Annotated in this window: 15 protein-coding genes and 2 tRNA genes; 5 read left to right on the top strand and 12 right to left on the bottom strand. The window is 51.6% G+C overall.

Annotated features, from left to right (window positions below; all coding sequences use genetic code 11):
- Positions 1-119 precede the first annotated feature (119 nt).
- Genes KDW_RS05420 through KDW_RS05410 form a run of 3 tightly spaced genes read right to left on the bottom strand, consistent with a single transcriptional unit; the run spans position 120 to position 1,935 of the window.
- Positions 120-659 (bottom strand): hypothetical protein, encoded by a 540-nt coding sequence (locus tag KDW_RS05420; RefSeq protein WP_198925200.1) that lies wholly within the window; start codon positions 657-659, stop codon positions 120-122.
- Positions 637-957, bottom strand: a complete 321-nt coding sequence (locus tag KDW_RS05415; protein ID WP_151755009.1) for a hypothetical protein — start codon at positions 955-957, stop codon at positions 637-639. Before KDW_RS05415 ends, KDW_RS05420 begins: the two co-directional genes overlap by 23 nt.
- 9 nt (positions 958-966) lie before the next feature.
- Positions 967-1,935, bottom strand: coding sequence for a hypothetical protein (locus KDW_RS05410; RefSeq protein ID WP_151755008.1), 969 nt, complete (start codon positions 1,933-1,935; stop codon positions 967-969).
- A gap of 150 nt (positions 1,936-2,085) precedes the next feature.
- Between KDW_RS05410 and KDW_RS05405 the strand changes: the two genes are divergently transcribed.
- Positions 2,086-4,671 (top strand): tetratricopeptide repeat protein, encoded by a 2,586-nt coding sequence (locus KDW_RS05405; protein WP_162004975.1) that lies wholly within the window; start codon positions 2,086-2,088, stop codon positions 4,669-4,671.
- 58 nt (positions 4,672-4,729) lie between these two features.
- Here KDW_RS05405 and KDW_RS05400 read toward each other — a convergent pair whose 3' ends face one another.
- The 4 genes from KDW_RS05400 to KDW_RS05385 form a co-directional block, all read right to left on the bottom strand.
- A complete protein-coding gene (locus KDW_RS05400; RefSeq protein ID WP_151755006.1) occupies positions 4,730-4,909 on the bottom strand; it encodes a hypothetical protein in 180 nt (59 codons plus the stop codon).
- Positions 4,910-5,722: 813 nt separating this feature from the next.
- Positions 5,723-5,941 carry a hypothetical protein gene (locus KDW_RS05395; RefSeq protein ID WP_151755005.1) on the bottom strand — a complete coding sequence of 73 codons (219 nt, stop codon included), beginning with the start codon at positions 5,939-5,941 and terminating at the stop codon, positions 5,723-5,725.
- A 295-nt stretch (positions 5,942-6,236) separates the two neighbouring features.
- Positions 6,237-6,308, bottom strand: a tRNA-Trp gene (locus KDW_RS05390).
- A 9-nt stretch (positions 6,309-6,317) separates the two neighbouring features.
- A tRNA-Ser gene (locus KDW_RS05385) sits at positions 6,318-6,404 on the bottom strand.
- Positions 6,405-6,747: 343 nt separating this feature from the next.
- On the opposite strand from KDW_RS05385, the gene KDW_RS05380 reads away from it, so the two are divergent.
- The 4 genes from KDW_RS05380 to KDW_RS05365 all read left to right on the top strand — a co-directional run bounded on the left by KDW_RS05380 (position 6,748) and on the right by KDW_RS05365 (position 10,349).
- Positions 6,748-7,341: a Uma2 family endonuclease gene (locus tag KDW_RS05380; protein ID WP_162004974.1), complete on the top strand. Its 594-nt coding sequence runs from the start codon at positions 6,748-6,750 to the stop codon at positions 7,339-7,341.
- 403 nt (positions 7,342-7,744) lie between these two features.
- On the top strand, positions 7,745-8,341 hold the full coding sequence (locus KDW_RS05375) for a Uma2 family endonuclease (RefSeq protein WP_151755003.1): 597 nt from the start codon (positions 7,745-7,747) through the stop codon (positions 8,339-8,341).
- Between the two features lie 252 nt (positions 8,342-8,593).
- Complete coding sequence (locus tag KDW_RS05370; protein WP_151755002.1) at positions 8,594-9,688, top strand: winged helix DNA-binding domain-containing protein; 1,095 nt, start codon at positions 8,594-8,596, stop codon at positions 9,686-9,688.
- 106 nt (positions 9,689-9,794) lie between these two features.
- Positions 9,795-10,349: a methylated-DNA--[protein]-cysteine S-methyltransferase gene (locus KDW_RS05365; protein ID WP_151755001.1), complete on the top strand. Its 555-nt coding sequence runs from the start codon at positions 9,795-9,797 to the stop codon at positions 10,347-10,349.
- Here the strand turns inward: KDW_RS05365 and KDW_RS05360 are convergent.
- The 5 genes from KDW_RS05360 to menD form a co-directional block, all read right to left on the bottom strand.
- A complete protein-coding gene (locus KDW_RS05360; RefSeq protein ID WP_151755000.1) occupies positions 10,323-11,858 on the bottom strand; it encodes an o-succinylbenzoate--CoA ligase in 1,536 nt (511 codons plus the stop codon). The genes KDW_RS05365 and KDW_RS05360 overlap by 27 nt on opposite strands.
- An 83-nt stretch (positions 11,859-11,941) precedes the next feature.
- Positions 11,942-13,126 (bottom strand): o-succinylbenzoate synthase, encoded by a 1,185-nt coding sequence (menC, locus tag KDW_RS05355; RefSeq protein WP_151754999.1) that lies wholly within the window; start codon positions 13,124-13,126, stop codon positions 11,942-11,944.
- Between the two features lie 148 nt (positions 13,127-13,274).
- Positions 13,275-14,093: a 1,4-dihydroxy-2-naphthoyl-CoA synthase gene (gene menB / locus KDW_RS05350; protein ID WP_151754998.1), complete on the bottom strand. Its 819-nt coding sequence runs from the start codon at positions 14,091-14,093 to the stop codon at positions 13,275-13,277.
- A 287-nt stretch (positions 14,094-14,380) separates the two neighbouring features.
- Positions 14,381-15,259 carry a 2-succinyl-6-hydroxy-2,4-cyclohexadiene-1-carboxylate synthase gene (gene menH, locus KDW_RS05345; RefSeq protein ID WP_198925199.1) on the bottom strand — a complete coding sequence of 293 codons (879 nt, stop codon included), beginning with the start codon at positions 15,257-15,259 and terminating at the stop codon, positions 14,381-14,383.
- 7 nt (positions 15,260-15,266) lie between these two features.
- Positions 15,267-17,099, bottom strand: coding sequence for a 2-succinyl-5-enolpyruvyl-6-hydroxy-3-cyclohexene-1-carboxylic-acid synthase (gene menD / locus KDW_RS05340; RefSeq protein ID WP_151754997.1), 1,833 nt, complete (start codon positions 17,097-17,099; stop codon positions 15,267-15,269).
- Positions 17,100-17,102: the final 3 nt, after the last annotated feature.

The following is a 17,102-nucleotide window of genomic DNA, read 5'->3' as shown; positions in this document are numbered from 1 at the left end:
AAAGTACCAGCGCTGCCGGTACTTTAATAGACAGAAACAGGACCGGGCCATCGTGGGATATGGCTCGGTCCTGTTCGTACAACCAGAAAGCACAGGGAGGACATAGAGTGGTGTATGCGTTAGCGTCTTCCGGCAACGGCTTTGCGTGATTCCTCGTATTCTTCTTCTTCGTCGGGTTCGCCGGTGACCAGCAGGATGTAGCCAGTGGCCAGGATGGATGAGATGTCGACATTGAATGAGCGCATCTTGAGGCGGGTGCGCGAGAGGGCGCAGCGGACAGGCCGCATCTCTTGATCCCAGATGCCTTCAGCCATCGCATCTTCCAAATGTTCACGGGCTTTGACTATATCTGCTTCGCTGGCTTTGCCGCCGGCATAAAAGTGAGCGTACAGGACCTCATAAGGACAATAGTAGGGAAACAGTTCGAGGAGTGGCATTAAGACACTCATCTCGGTATTGGTGAACTGCTCCTGCTTTAAGAGGCGTGGTATGTTCATCTCATCACAGGCCAGATATGACAGGGTTCCAAAGTGTGTGTTCAGAACCATGATATGGCCGGCGGGCAATGAATCCTGTAGCGAAAAGTGCAATATTTTATTTTGTTGTTGGCTCGTGTAGTCTGCTGTAGCTTTGGGTTTACGCAGGTAGACTTTCTGCATGGTGATACTCCTTCATAGCAGGTATTGCTTGATGACCTGCCACTCTCAACCGCATCGCCACTGTCCCGCGTACACCAACCGTGGCCGCCTCTCGGCTAGTGGTGCGATAGCTCTGCTCTCCTGGTGCCGTGATGCGCGATAACGCATTACTACGTGTAGTACTCTTCTGAGTATACTGCATAGTATCCGGTCCTGATGAGATGCGAGCGTCCGCAGCCGTGACGACAAAGCGCACAGCGATGATTAACCGGGTGTTAATGGGACGATTTAGATGAATACGATGTACATATGTTGCCATAGCGCTTAACTATATCCCCCAGATTGCTTGAATGAGTGAGACCGGCAACTGGTGACTCGGGGTGCTTTGCACGACTTGTAGTAGATAACTGAAGCCGATTCCACCCAGAATACCCAGGATGACCAGTGCCACCAGGGTCAGCAAGAGCTTATCCTGTTGCAACTGCAGGAAGTGCGCGCGGAGTGGAGACGGCGCGACAGCAGTGCTGATCGCGGCCACTTTTCCCGTCTCTTCTGCGGGCACTGGTATATCTAAAGAGAACTCGACATCTGGCAAAAATGGTGTGTCGTACTCTTTTTCTACCAATGCCACGGTCGCTCGAGCGCGCACCTCACGGACTCTCTCCCCACCTTTCACTGATCCATAGGTGGGGAGATTGAGTAACAACGGCTCTGTGACACGAGGAGTGAAAGGACGCTCGGCCACCTGTACCTGGCCGGCGGTCCTGCTCGCTGGTGTGAATTGACCGGATGCTCTGCGTGAGGTAGCAGTCGCTACCGTAGCCAATGCGGTATGATACGTTTCCCCCTGCGTACCAGCGTCGGTTCCTTCATAGCTGTTCCATTGACCAGTAAAACTGGTAACGGGTGACTGCTCAATCACCGGGCGAACTTCAGACTGTACTCGGATGCCATCCGAGAGAGACGGCCAGGATGGCGGATTCCCTCGTTGGTTTAATGCCCGATGACAGGTCTCAACCGTCGAAAAGACGGTAAAGCCATGTCGGCGAGCCCATAAGCGCAGTCGTTCGTTGCCCTCTATAACCAGAACCAGGCGTGCATCGTGCTGTGCGGTAACCTGCTGCAACTCACGCAAATCTCCCGGACGCCGAAAAACGGCATCTTGCGGCAACACAACGACGATCGGCTGTTGATACTGCTGGTCCAGATGGTAGTAGAGCCAGTTCATCACAGCGGTACGTTCGTCGGTTGATTCAATCACCAGGGTGATGATGTCGTTTAACTTCTCGTGTCTCATGTGCCGTCCGTATCTTTGCTTGCATTTACTCACTACAAACTTTTTCTATGCTAATTATGTATCAATATGAGGTATACTTTTAATGACAGATTTATCAGAACCATTTATCATATTTATCATTTTTTACGGTTTAGGAAGAATGGTGAACGGATGCCGACTTCAGAGACGCCCCATCAGCCGCGCATGCGCTTAACTGAAGCGCGTGCCAGCTATAACCTGTCGCAACAAGAGGTTGCCGATGAAATTGGCACTACCTATGTGAATGTTAGTCGTTGGGAACGTGGGGTAACCAGGCCTAATCCTTACTTTCGGCGCAAACTGAGTGCGCTTTTCAATAAGAGCGAAGCCGAGTTAGACTTGCAGCCGGTCAAGTCCGAACGTGCCAGCCGTTCTGCGGGCGCCGCCAGTACGGTGGCCAGCGCACCTGCCCTGGTGGTGCCACAGACCATCTATGATCCTGCCATTCCTCTCCAGCCAGCGGTCCAGCTTGTCGGCCGCGAAAAAGATCTGGTTTTGATCAAGCAAAGCCTCAAGGGTAGTGGTAATAGCGCCCTGACAGCCTTGAATGGCCTGCCAGGTGTGGGCAAGACCGCGCTATCGGTTGCGCTGGCCCATGATAGCGAGATCCGGGAGTACTTTAAGGATGGCATTCTCTGGGCCAGCCTGGGACCTTTGCCTAATCTATCCAGTATCTTCAGCCGATGGGGCAACCTGCTGGGGATCTCATTTTCGCAGATGACCAATTTAGGCAGCGATGAAGCCAGGGCCAAAGCGATCCGTAATGCGATTGGTAACCGCACCATGTTGATTGTCATCGATGACGCCTGGAAGCTGGAGGAGGCACTGGCCTTTCGGGTTGGCGGCAGTAACTGCGCCCACCTGGTCACCACACGCTTCCCGAATATCGCTGTGCATATGACGCTGAGTAACGCCATCACAATCAAAGAACTGGGCGAGAGCGAAAGTATTCGCCTGCTGAACCTGCTGGCCCCGCAGGTTATCTACCGTGAGCAACAGAAAGTCCATGACCTCGTCCACGCCGTTGGTGGCCTCCCGCTGGCCCTGACCCTGATCGGCAACTACCTGCGCAAACAGGCCTACAGTGGTCCAGCGCGGCGTATCACCACGGCCATGGACCGCCTCAGCAAAGCCGAGAACCGCCTGAAACTCAAAGAGCCGCACATTCCAGCGGAGAGCCATCCCAGCCTGTCCGGCGAACAATCGCTATCTATGCAATCCATCATCGCCGTCACCGACCAGCTCTTAGAAGAAAAGGCCCGTGCCACCCTCTATGCGCTCTGTGTCTTTCCGCCTAAACCCAACACCTTCTCAGAAGAGGCCGCCATGGCCGTTGCCGACTGCGACACCGACGAACTCGATGCCCTCTCGGACGCAGGTATGCTTGAAAGCAGCGGCGAACGCTATCAACTGCACCAGGTCATCTCCGACTATGCCCTGCTACAAATCTCCGACGACCAGCTCGACCAGGCCCAGGAGCGGCTCATCGACTACTTCACCACCTACGTTGAAGCGCACCGCAAAGACTATGAACAGCTTGAAGAAGAGAGCAGCACTATCGAAGCTGCCCTTGAAAGTACCCTGGCCTTCGACAAACCCGAAGAACAGATCCGCCTCGTCTGCGGCTTTGCGCCTTTTTTGATCATGCGCGGTTCCTATCCCCAGGCACTGCAAGCGCTAGAGCGCGTCTATGAAGTCGCGCAACAACAAAACAACAACTACGGCATCACCGGAGCTCTCCTCTATATCGGCCAGATCAGCCAGAAACAAGGCAACTTCCCGCAAGCCGAACAATACTTCCAACAAGGCCTCAACCTCGCCCGCCGCGAAGAAGAAAAAGAACGCATCTGCGAACTCCTCACCGGCCTTGGATCCGTCAAATGGCGTATGGGCCAGCATGAGCAAGCCAAATCCTGCCTGGAAGAAGGATTAGCATTAGCACGCCAGATTGATGATAAAGAAATTATTGTTGGTCTTTTACGTATTCTTGGATCGGTAGTTGGTAGCCATGGTGATTACAATCAAGCTTCAGTCTATTTCCAGGAAGGGCTTGCGCTGGCAAGGCAATTAAATAGCAGAGAACAAATCTGTGTGTTATTAAGCAATTTAGGCAAAATAGAAGGTGATCAAGGAAATATTACAAAGGCGGAAAAATACTATAAAGAGGGCTTGGCTCTTGCGAGACGAATAGGTGATCGTGAGCAGGTTTGTGTTTTGCTTATAAATTTAGGTGATTTAGTTGGAGAACAAGGCAATTATAATCAAGCAGAAACCTATTTTCAAGAAGGATTGAGTTTAGCGCGTCAATTTAATCACTTAGAATCAACTATTGTTCTTCTTGTTAATTTAGGAGAGATTGCAAGAAAAAAAAGTAATTATGAAGTAGCTAAAGTTTATCTTGAAGACAGTGTAAAGTTAGCAAAACAAGTTGGTCGTCCATATTTTACGGCGATGACTTTGTATGAATGTGGAAAATTGTATATAGATTGCCAACAAATTGACGAAGCCAAAAAAAACTTTCAAGAGATTTTACAAGTTATTGGTCCTGAATATCCAGATTTATTTGCATTAGCAAATTATAATCTGGCATATGTTGCAGCTATTCAAGGAGATCTTGATGAGGCAAAAATACGTGGGGAAGAAAATGTGAAGGCATTAGAAGCTATGGGGCATCGTAAAGCTGAAGAGGCAAGACGTTGGTTAGAGTCTATCAAATAACAATAATAAGCAGGTATTCGAGAAGTAACAATTCTCGAATACCTGCTTATTATCTTAATTAGTTAAAAATTGACCAGCTGGGTTTTATTGGGCTAGCGGGTGCGGTGCTGGCGGGCGTTGGGGTGCCTGTTGTGACGCCGGCTGCGTGGCTGAAGATGGCGGGTCCTAGTACGAGGACGGTGGCCATAATTAGGAGGGCGAGAATTGGTAAGATCCAACGAAGATATTGCTTACGCATGATGATCCCTTTCCTGTGCCCGAGATTGCAGAGCCGCTTCTGAACGGTTGCTCTTTACCGTCTTGCCTGCATTATCCGGGCTTACTACATGTTGTCAAACATATCAATGAAAAACTACGGTAAATCGGTTGCCGCACCGTGGCAGCTGCTCCAACCTCTAGAAGGCGCGCTCATCCAGAGGCTGGGTCACTAACAAGTGTGCGACGCTACACATTTGAGCAGGTAGTCGGAATGTCTATATGTCCAATCTTCCTACCCGACTTTCCGATGTTGACGATCCCACGCTAGCCTCAGCTAATTTTTTCGGTAGAAGACAGGTACAAGTATTTCTTCTACCTGTCGAGCGTCGCGCTCTCGTTTGTCTTATACCGAAACAACACCATCAACAAGATCTAAGGTATAAGATTTTTTGCAAATCATCATGTTTGCCCTCAACCAGTACTAAAAAAGTACTATGCCAGTTGCTAAAGTTGACGACCATACGCCAGTGTCGCATGTGGAGCGCATTGAGCGAATTCAGGGATTGAAGTTTATGGTGGATTATGGCTTGTTTTGGGCCCAAATTGACTATTAAAATTGCGTAAAGATTATTTGGGGTCCTAGAAAATTGGTATGTCAGGGGAAATTGGCAAATTGAGGATGCAGGAAAGAGGTAACAAAAGATGTACAACACATGTTATAATACTAGCAGGTGGCCTGGTACCAACGGTTTGAGATGGCCGATATTTTTCCAGGCTACCCTGGTCCTCCCCCCATATCCCCATATCCCCCTATATCCCCGTACCGGCAGCGCTTGCCGCTAATACGTTTCGGTTAGCGAGACGTTGAGAGATGGTTCGACGTGACCAGCAAGCACGGTGTACGTGGAGAGGGCGCCACACGCGGAGGCCGCACTGCTGCGTTTGCGCAGGCCAGCGTGCAAGAACGACTTCGCAGTGCTGTGGCGCCTACAGGGATCGTGTGGATCCTCCCCGTACCTTCTCGAAGAGGATCACGAAACAGGATCCGTCTCGGTGTAGGCGCCACAGGCATGCGATGCTCTTTGAGCCCCTCGCTCCACGATCACGCCGCATGCCGGCCTCGCGTGTGGCGCCCACTCCACGGATGATTCGCTGCTTTTCTCCACCATGTTTTTTATGGTCACAAAAGCGCTTCACCGAAACGTATTGGCGCTTGTCGCTGTGATCTGTTCGCGTCCGAAACCTCGCACCTGTCTGATGGTTATGCGGGGAGTGATGCCTGCTCATACGCGAAGAGGGCGCAGCGACAAGCGTGCCGGTACGGGGTAACAAAAAAAGTCTCTGATGTTACTCAGAGACTTTAATGACAGGGGAGACAGGACTCGAACCTGCAACAACACGTTTTGGAGACGTGGACTCTACCATTGAGCTACTCCCCTAGAACCGGGCGGAGAGGGAGAGATTCGAACTCTCGGAAGGGTTGCCCCTTCAGCGGTTTAGCAAACCGCCGCACTAGGCCACTATGCGACCTCTCCAGTACCTGCTTTACCAGGCTAGTCCATCCATCTATCATGCAACTATCAATTTTATTGAATCGCTGTACTCAAAAGGAGTGAACCGCTTCGTGCAAAAGAATAATAGCATACCACATCTATCCTGTCAACACTTTTTTCCCTGTTTTCTCTGAACCTTGAGCAATTGGCTGGGATTGCTGCTGGCGTCCATCAAGCTGAAGCAAAAGGAAGTGGGTAAGGTATGCTATGGTGTATATATAGTGTAGTGCGATCAGATGGGGGAAGTGGCTATGCTGTTTGGCTTGACAAATATCAGGGCAGGCATAGAATAGATTTAGTAAAGGGGAGAGGGGAGATATTAAGAATGGCGACAGATTTCCATCACCAGCAGATGACGGTTGAAGAATATTTGGAGCTCGACCAAAGTAGTCCAGACGCTAAATATGAGTACATTGATGGCACAGTGTATAACTTGCGAGATCCTCAGTCGCTAGCAGGTGGCACGTTAGCACATGCCCGGATTGCACTCAATCTGGCGATGTTGTGTGATCGGCTGCTGGCTGATACTTCCTGTCAGGTCTTCACATCCGATGTGCGTGTCCAGCTTTCCGCATCACGTTATGTCTATCCTGATATCACTATCAGTTGTGAGCCTACTGATTGGGAAGAAGACACCATTTATGCGCCACGCGTGATCATTGAAGTATTATCACCATCGACCGAAGCCTATGACCGTGGCAAGAAGTTTGCCTGCTATCAACAACTGGCAAGCCTGCAAGAATATGTGCTGGTCAGTGTTCAGCAGCAAGCTATTGAAGTCTATACCCGTGCCGGATCCGCCTGGCACTATCAACTCTATCAAGCAGGAGCACCAGCACAACTACACAGCATGGTCATCTCCCTGTCACTGCCCGAAGTCTATGCACGCGTAGCAATGGATCATGATTCTACACGATAAAAAGCTTAAGAGCTTAAGCTTTGTATTTACGCAAAATGTCTTAAGCTCTTAGTCAAGCCTGTATGATGTTCTCCAGGGCTTTCCAATTCTCTTTTTGTCCTGTCTTGGCGGGAGAAGAGGGAGGAGATGCGAGGACTGACATGCTCCCAGCATGTCTGCCATCGCGCTCCTGCAAGGAGCTGGCCGCCCCTTGCATCCCCGCTTGCAACGAGAATTGGAAAGCCCTGGATGTTCTCTACAACAATGGTATGATGGCAACATGGAAAGACCAAAGATCAACGAAGGAAGGACAATGAGTTGAGGCAGAAGGAAAAAATTACAGGTAATTTTTAGTGTGATTTCAACACAACGTTTTTTTAGCCGCAAACAAAATTCCATGCAACAGTAGAGAGGAACACATGCTATGGCCGCTGATCCCAATCGCCAACATATGACCGTTGAGGAATACTTGCAGCTTGATCAAAGCAGTCCAGACGCAAAATATGAGTATGCCGACGGTGTGGTGTACAATCTGCGAGATCCTCAGGACCTGGCTGGTGGAAGTGCAGCACATTCCTGGATATCCATTAACCTGATTGTTTTGCTTGATCGACTACTCAGAAACAGCTCCTGTCGTGTCTTTAATTCAGACATGCGGGTAAGAGTTGACCCTACACACTACATGTTCCCTGATGTGTCGATCAGTTGTGCTCCTGAGGATCTCCAGGAAGACAACGACACCATCTATGACCCTCGCGTGATTATTGAAGTATTGTCACCATCAACAGAGGCATATGACCGCGGCAAAAAGTTTGCTTACTATCAGCAACTGGAAAGCATACAGGAGTATGTCCTGGTTAGTGTTTTGCAACAAACCATAGAGGTCTTTACCCGATCAGGAGACTCCTGGCAGTATCATCGCTATCATGCTGGGGAGTCTGCCCAGTTGCATAGCATGGCTCTCTCGCTTCCTCTAGTTGATGTGTATGTGCATGTATCCACTGATAACGAACGCATTTAACACCGATCTTTCTATCAACTTTACATATATCCTGCCCACTCTTTTTCCGTGCCACCTGTCACATTCTTTTGAGCTTTCTTTGAACCATGTCTAAGCTTTTTATCGGACAGGATCGGTGAGGGAACCAATCGGCCGCCAGAGCCGAACCTACCGCTTTTGGCTCTATGGCCATGCGATGAATTTGCCAACCGTATTCCGGGTGGATGGTATACTTAGGGATCAAATGCAGAGATTGGGGGATTATGGTTTTCTATGGATATTGCTCATCAGCGGTTATTTAATCAGCGTATCGATAGTGGGCGATTTGAGCGGCCGGAAGATGTGGTGCGATGGATGGGGGCGATGCAGGCGCAGGATTATCAGGCTTCTTTGTGGGCGATTGGTCTGCGTACGCAGGCGGCGACGCTGGCTGATGTGGAGCAGGCGGTCTGTGATAGGAAGATTTTGCGGACGTGGCCTATGCGGGGGACGTTGCATTTTGTGCCGGCAGAGGATGCGAAATGGATGCTGGCGCTTTCGGCTGTGCGTATGCTTGGCAGGGATAAACGCAGGCAGGAACTGCTTGAACTCAATGAGCAGATCATTGAGCGCGCCAGAGAGCTTTTTGTTGCGGCTTTGCAAGGCGGCGAGCGTTTGACGCGTCCAGATGCGATGCAACTGCTGGAGGATGCGGGCATCAGCACTAAGGGACAGCGCGGCTACCATTTGCTGTGGTATCTATCGCAGTCGGGCACGCTCTGTATGGGGCCAATGGAGAAGAAGCAGCAAACGTTTGTACTGCTTGATGAGTGGGTACTTCGTCCTCGGGAGTTCTCGCGCGAGGAGGCACTGGCCGAGTTTGTTTTTCGCTACATTACCAGTCATGGACCAGCCACTATTCAGGATTTCGCCTGGTGGGCTGGCTTGACGCTGACGGAGGCGAAAGCCGGATTTGAATCCGTAAAATCAAAGTTCCAGCTGGAAAAGATTAATGGTCAGAGCTATTGGATTGCTGCCGATGCTCCGAGCCGCGATGAATATTTAACATCCAGTCTGCACTTGTTGCCAGGCTTTGATGAATATCTGCTTGGTTATAAAGATCGCAGTGCCGTCCTGGCCGCAGAGCATACTTTTAAAATTGTTCCAGGCAACAATGGCGTATTTATGCCTACGATGGTTGCTTCAGGCCAGGTTACCGGTATCTGGAAACGTACGTTGAAGAAAAATGCTATTGAGATACAACTTCAGCCCTTCATACAATCGGGCGATGCAGAAACTGAAACGAACGTCAGCGAAGCTGCCAGGCGATATAGCGCTTTTCTGAACCTACCATTATCAGCCACCACGATACAACCAGTGATCATATAACATGTCTCAATGAACAGGTCCGAAATGTGCCAGTGTGGGTTGAAGGACGGGTTTAGGATAAAGACTGGTTATTGTTCAGGAGTATGGGTAAGAAAGGCAGCTTGTGGTGAAAGAATTACGCTATGATGAGCTTGAATCTCCGATTGGTACGCTTGTGCTGGTGGTAGATGGTGAGCAGTTGTGTTCGTTGGAGTATGCGGATTATGAAGAGCGCATGCAGTTGTTATTGCGGAGGCGCTATGGAGCCGTCCAGTTGACACAGGCAACTGATCCCTACGGCTTCAGTAGCCGTGTGCGCGCCTATCTGGCAGGTGATTATCATAGTCTGGATGACATTCCTGTCAATACAGGCGGGACCGCTTTCCAGCAGCAGGTCTGGGCGGCTTTGCGTACAATTCCAGTTGGCACGACGATGACGTATGGGGAACTGGCGGCGCGTCTGGGCCGACCAACGGCTTCGCGGGCGGTCGGAGCAGCCAATGGACTAAATCCAGTTGGTATTGTGGTGCCCTGCCATCGGGTGATTGGAGCGAATGCCTCTTTGACTGGATACGCTGGCGGGCTGGAGCGTAAGCATTGGCTACTGAGCCATGAAGGTCTGACTTTGCCCGCGCTGGTTGAGCCCGGGAGCGCCTTATTTCAGGCGTTCCCGGTCCAGTAGGGCTGGTAGTTCGCGCCTGAGCAATTTGCCTGAGGAATTACGCGGCAGATGATCCACGATATAAATGGCGCGCGGCAATTTGTAGCGCGCCAATCCTGGTGTGATATAAGCCTGCAGGGTCTCTGGTGAGAGTGAACTACCCGTGTGGAGATGGACAAAGGCAATGGGTACCTGTCCCCATTGCGCATCGGCCTGACCACAGACGCCGGCCTCTTCAACTTCGGGATGTGCTAGCAGGATCGCTTCGATCTCAGCGGGATAGATGTTTTCGCCACCCGAGATAATCAGATCGTTGCGCCGATCGAGGACATACAGATATCCCTCTTCATCCACATAGCCGATATCGCCGGTGGCCAGCCAGCCATCGGTAATCGTGGCGGCAGTAGCATCTGGACGATGATCATAGCCGGCGGTAATGCTGGGACCCTTGAGGCAGATCACACCGGGTTGCTGTGGTTGCGCGACCACATCTTCTGCCATGATCCGCAATTGTACAGGCAGCAACGGACGGCCTGCCGAGCCTAGTTTGCGCAAAGCATCGCCAGGTGCCAGCGTCACGGCCTGAGAACAGGACTCGGTCAGGCCATATGTCTGGACGACAGGGACGTGGCGTTGAGCGCACGCCTCCAGCAGCGGTCGTGGCGCTGGCCCACCACCCAGCAGGACACAACGTAACGTGGAAGGATACTGTTGCTGACGACTATCCAGATCCGCCAGCATGCGCTGCAGCATAACCGCCACCACCGAAATAATGGTGACACCCTGGGATTGAATGGCCTGGTTTACCAGGGGAGCATCAAACTTCTCATAGACAATAATGCGGATGCCATAAATAACATTCTTCAGGAGAATCGACAGGCCACCTATATGGAAAAGTGGCATACACAGCAGCCAGCAATCGTCCTCAGGATGGTGACCCAGGTTCAAGGCTGATCCCAGCGCATTCCACCACTGCATCTTATACGTGATGATCACTCCCTTGGGGGTTCCTGTGGTCCCGGAGGTATACATAATAGACTGGACCGCCTCCAGATCAATCTCGTCTATCAGTCTGGTCTGTGCGTCTGGTGAGATATCCTGTAGGGTTACCTGGCGTTTGGTTGTATCAAGGAGCAGAGTTGCCTCAAGCAGAGAAGGGAGCGCACGTTGAAGTTCTGTGGCCCGTGCCTGATAATGCAGATCACTGACCAGGGCCAGAGCCTCGACATCGCGTAGCAACCAGATCTGCTCCTCAAGCGTCAACCGTACGTTTAAGGGCACCAGGATCGCTCCCAGGCGCATTAATGCGTGTACGCAGACTACAAAGGGCAGACCATTACTGGCCAGCAAGGCGACCCGGCTTCCTGGTCTCACACCCAGCGTTGCCAGCTGACGTGCCAGTTGCATTGCCTGTTGATTAAGCTCGGTAAAAGACCAGGAGATCTCAGGTGTACTGACCGCGATTTTGTGTGGTGTATTGTCCGCACTACGCTGCAACCAGTTAGGCAGATGTGTCTCGGCTATATTCATAATCTATCTCCAGCAGATGAAATCGCACATGTTGATAAAATGCATCATTGCATATCTCTTGTATGAAAGAGTAAGGGCCGAATCTACGTGTATCGGGTCAGAGCGGTCTGGTCGAGATGGACGCCGAGGCCAGGAGCGGTTGGGACTGTCATGCATCCCTGGTGGATGGGCAGGTTTTCGATGATCAGATCGTCGGCTAGCATGGGTAGCGTGGCCAGGCCGCAGGCCAATTGTATTTCCGGTGAGGCGGCGGCCAGATGGAGCGCGCTGGCCACACCGATACCAGACTCGATGGTGCTGGTAATTACGCATTGGATGCCTGCGGCAGTGGCTTGCTGGATGATCTGTTGTGCGTTGCGTAGTCCACCGGCGAGTTGCGGCTTGATTACCAGAATATCTGCTGCTTCCGCCTCAAGTATCAGGCGTGCACTGGCCAGATCGGAAAGCACTTCATCAGCGGCGATCGGGATACTGGTCAGGCGGCGTAGCGCGGCCATACCTGGTAGATCGGTGCGGGCCAGGGGCTGTTCAACATATTGAATATTGTATGGCTCACAGGCCGTGAGTATCGTCCGGGCCTGCTCAAAAGTCCAGGCCTCATTGGCGTCGAGGCGTAGCTGTGGTCCAGGACCAATCGTAGCTCGTACTGCCGCAACCAGATCTTGCGCCTGATGGATATCTGCTCCGACTTTGAGTTTGATAGAGGTATAGCCATTGGTAACTGCCTGTAGCGCCAGCACGCCTGCGGAAGCAATGGTCTGAGCGCCAACAACGGTATTTATCGCTACCTGCTCACGTAAACCGGTCCGTGTAGTCTCTAGCATGTTGGAAGTTAATGGCTCAGCCAGTGTGGGAAGAGCCAGCAAGGTACCCAGAGAGCAGTGATAATAGTGTCCCAGCGCATCCAGGAGCGCCGTTTCCAGGGCATAGGCTACTGTAGTGGGAAGCGCATCAACCTGTTGATAAACAAGTTCAAGCGCGGCCGTCAGGGATTGTCCCTGGATTAATGGAGGGAGGGTCTGAAAACTCGCACGTGCATCCTCGATCGTGCCACCACTGAACTTCGGAAGTGGGGCACACTCACCGAGGCCGATAATATCTTCTTCACTGGTTTGTAACGTCAGGATAAAACCCTGGCGCGTGGCCAGTTCTTCATGGGCACTCGTAAAGCTCGCAGGTAAAGGAATCCGATAAGCGTCCCAGCGCAATGCGTGTACCACTGGCATCCGCGCTGCGCGCTCTTTTGGATCCTGGTTCTCGTTACGCAATTTTTATGCTCCAGACTTTCTACATAGATATCGCAGAAAAGATTCCTGTCCCTATCTTCTACTCACGTACGCAGCTTGAAAAAAATCATAAAGGCTCCAGCGATTGTAGTGTGCCGGAGCCTTCTATGTAATAGGATAGGCAGTATGCCTATGGCAGGCGTGGGAATTTCGAGAAGTCGGGTTTGCGCTTCTCAAGGAAAGCATTCTTGCCTTCTTTACCCTCTTCAGTCATGTAGTAAAGCATTGTGGCATTACCAGCCAGTTCCTGAATACCGGCCAGGCCATCAGTGTCGGCGTTAAAGGCTGATTTCAAGAAGCGCAGTGCGATTGGACTCTTTTCCAGAATCTCCTGTGCCCACTTGATTGTCTCTTCTTCCAGTTGTGCCAGGGGAACCACGGTATTGACCAGGCCCATATCCAGTGCCTCCTGAGCATCATACTGACGGCAGAGGTACCAGATCTCACGGGCTTTCTTATGACCAACGATACGAGCCATATAGGTCGCGCCCCAGCCAGCGTCAAAGCTACCGACGCGTGGGCCTGTCTGGCCGAAGCGGGCATTATCTGCCGCAATGGTGAGATCGCAGAGCATATGTAAGACATGGCCACCGCCGATGGCATAACCTGCTACCATTGCAATTACGGGTTTAGGCAGATACTTGATGATTTTCTGAAGCTCAAGCGCATTCAGACGAGGCACACCATCTTCGCCAACATAGCCGCCCTCGCCGCGTACACGCTGGTCACCACCAGAACAGAATGCTTTATCGCCCTGGCCGGTGAAAATAACCACACCGATCTCAGGATCCTCGCGGCAGATGATGAACGCTTCGATCAACTCATTAAGCGTCTGAGGTCGGAAGGCGTTGCGTACTTCAGGGCGATTAATGGTGATTTTGCCCATGCCGTCGGCCTTCTCAAAAATAATATCCTGGTAATCACGAATTTTTTGCCATTCAACTGACATCAGAGTCTCCTTTTATTGTTTATATGATAGAACACGTTTCACTTATGTTTGTGGTCTGCCCACAATTACATCGTATCACGATTGCATCGTATTACGATAGGTTTCCCGTACCTGATCCGGATGTGATGGTCATATGAGTGAACATACATCATGTTGGTCAGGCATTATCGTGGGGAGCGCAATCGGGGCAAGCCGCGAACCTATGTTGATCGTGGTTCCGAGTGGTGACAATCCACGCTGATGCTCATACCTTACCTCTTATAAAAACCTTAGTAATCATGTACATATTATTGCACAGAACGACAGAAGTTTCGAACCAGTGCTTTGAATGCTTCAGGTTGTTCAAGGTGGACAGTGTGTCCGGCGTTGGCTACGATCTGGTGTTGTGCGTGTGGTATTTGAGTAGCCATCGTGCGGGCAATGCCGCAAAACTTTGGATCCTCCTCACCGGTGAGCAGGAGGACTGGAACTGTGATTTCGCTCAGGCGTTCGTGGAGCGCTGGTTGGACACCAGTGCCGACGCCACGCAGACTATTGGCTAATCCACGCGGATTATTGCGTAGGCGCTGCTCGCGGAGCGTATTGCGTTTTTGGATGGAGAGCTTTTCCTGGCTAGCAAAGAGCGGAAGTTTTTCCCAGTAGCTGACAAAGGCCTCAATACCATAATCCTCGATACAGGTTGCCAGCGCATCATCACTACGACGGCGCTGCTCACGCTCATTCGCTGAAGATAGTCCTGGTGATGCACTTTCGAGGATCACGGCCCGGAAATAGCCTGAGAGCGCTGTATAGAGGGCAATGCGTCCACCCATCGAGTATCCAACCAGAATCGCCACGCCTGGACCAATATTCAAGCTATGCAAGGCGGCCAGGATATCCGCCTGACAATGTTCCATCGCATAGCGTTGCGCATTCTCGGGAGCGGTCGAGTGTCCATGGCCCAGCATCTCCAGGGAAATAACATGCATCTGCTGAGCCGCAAAATGTTCCAGTAACGGACCCCAGCTGGTCGCATTGCCCGTAAAGCCATGGATAAATACCAGTGTTGGCCCTGCTGTCACATCCGTGCTTACCGGCCTCCCAAACTCGACCACCCCCATTTGTACCCCATTAACATCTATTTGCCGATGTTCACCATCTTTATAGGTAAGGGACTGCATTTCCATCTTTGATTTAGTCCTCCTGTTTACGGAGTGCACTCCCTACTATCTGCCACAACTGACGATGCATAGTAACATTACTTGCGCGCTCGGTACGTAGCTCAATTACATGGAGTCCGCTCGTTTGAATATCCTGCTGAAACACCTGGCGGAAAGCATTCCAATCGGCAGGTTGCTGATAAGTGCCACCATACATGCGCACCACCGGCTCAAACTCAAGTCCAGTTGGTGTGCCAAATACCTGCTCAAAATGTTCTGGATAGGCAGCCTGGGGCAAGAAAGAAAAGATTCCACCGCCGTCATTATTGATTAAGATGACCACCAGATCCAATTGATGCAGGCGTGCCGCCAGCAAACCATTCAGATCATGGTAAAACGACAGATCGCCGATCACCAGCACCGTTGGTGTGCGTTCCTGTTTGCTCGCACTCACTCCCAGCGCGCTGGAGATTACTCCATCAATCCCATTTGCGCCACGGTTGCCTACTGTCTGGATGCTATGTCTGGCACCCCAGAAAAAAGTATCCATATCACGTATCGGCATGCTATTACCCGCAAACAGCGTCGAGCCCGTCGGTAACAGCTCGGCCAGTTCAGTGAAGACGCGGCCCTCAAATGTTGCCGGAAAATCCTGGATGGCCGTGTATAAAGCCTGCCGTGTCAGACGATCAGCGCGCTGCCACCGTTCAAGCCACTGCTCATCCCGCTGATAGGTTGCCGACTCGGATAGCAAGCCGGTAAGCTGTTCACAGAAGGAGACCGGATCAGTATGCAGCATTGTGTCGGCCAGCTGGGTTGGCTCATGCCAATCATTCTGGGCATCAATTACGATCTGTGGGCAATGCGCGTAGCGCTTCAAATAGAGCATGAGCGGTTTCGCTACCGGCATGGGACCAAAGCGCAGCACCAGTTCAGGCACATGCTGATCTGTAAAAGTTTCCAGGCGTAAAAAGGCATCGTAGCTACTGAGAATCAGGCTCTGCTCGTGTGGACCACCACGCAACTGTGAGAGCGGATCAGCCAGAATGGGATAGCCGAGGGTCCGGGCCAGTTGTAAGAGGGGGGCCGTCAGGGCGGGATTAGCAGTTGGACCAACGACAATTAAGCCGTGTGGAGTATGTTGGATGCGCTTAATGAGTTGCTGGACTTCAGGTGTGGATAATGTGCCCAGGGGGGCATCCATCACGCTCACATAAGGTTGATTATCTGGCCGCCCCTGCCAGGCGATGGGATCCCGTTGTTCAAGCGGTGGCAGCGGCTGATTAGCCAGTGTGCCCGGAGTCAGTGGCTCGCGAAAAGGAAAATTGAGGTGGACCGGACCGGCAGGAACCTCACAGGCCAGGGCCGCCACGCGATTGGCCAGCGTACGGATGTAGCGTAGCGCTTCGTTGGTCGCCTCGGGGAGCGCAACCTCAACAAACCACTTGGCGTGCGTGCCATACAAACGATTCTGATCAATCGCCTGAGGCGCGCCAGTCTCACGTAGCTCATGTGGCCGATCGGCGGTCAAAAGCAGCAGCGGTACATGCGTCAAATGCGCCTCCGCCACCGCAGGCAGAAAGTTCGCGGCCGCCGTTCCTGAGGTACATACCAGGGCGACCGGTCGATTTATTTGTTTGGCCAGGCCCAGCGCAAAAAAAGCTGCCGAGCGCTCATCCACATGCATCCAGACCTTTATCGCAGGATGAGCAACAAGCGCCAGAGACAATGGAGTCGAGCGCGAGCCAGGACAGATCACCACATGGCGCACATCTGAACGTTGCAATTCATCAATAAAAGCATTCACATACGCATAGGTAGGATTCTCAATCTGTGCTTGATACTGTGCATTATTTACTTCTGCCATAAG

The sequence above is a fragment of the Dictyobacter vulcani genome, assembly GCF_008974265.1.
GTDB lineage: Bacteria > Chloroflexota > Ktedonobacteria > Ktedonobacterales > Ktedonobacteraceae > Dictyobacter > Dictyobacter vulcani.
Note: the sequence above shows the minus strand (reverse complement) of the source record. Positions and strands in the feature narration are given on the sequence as shown.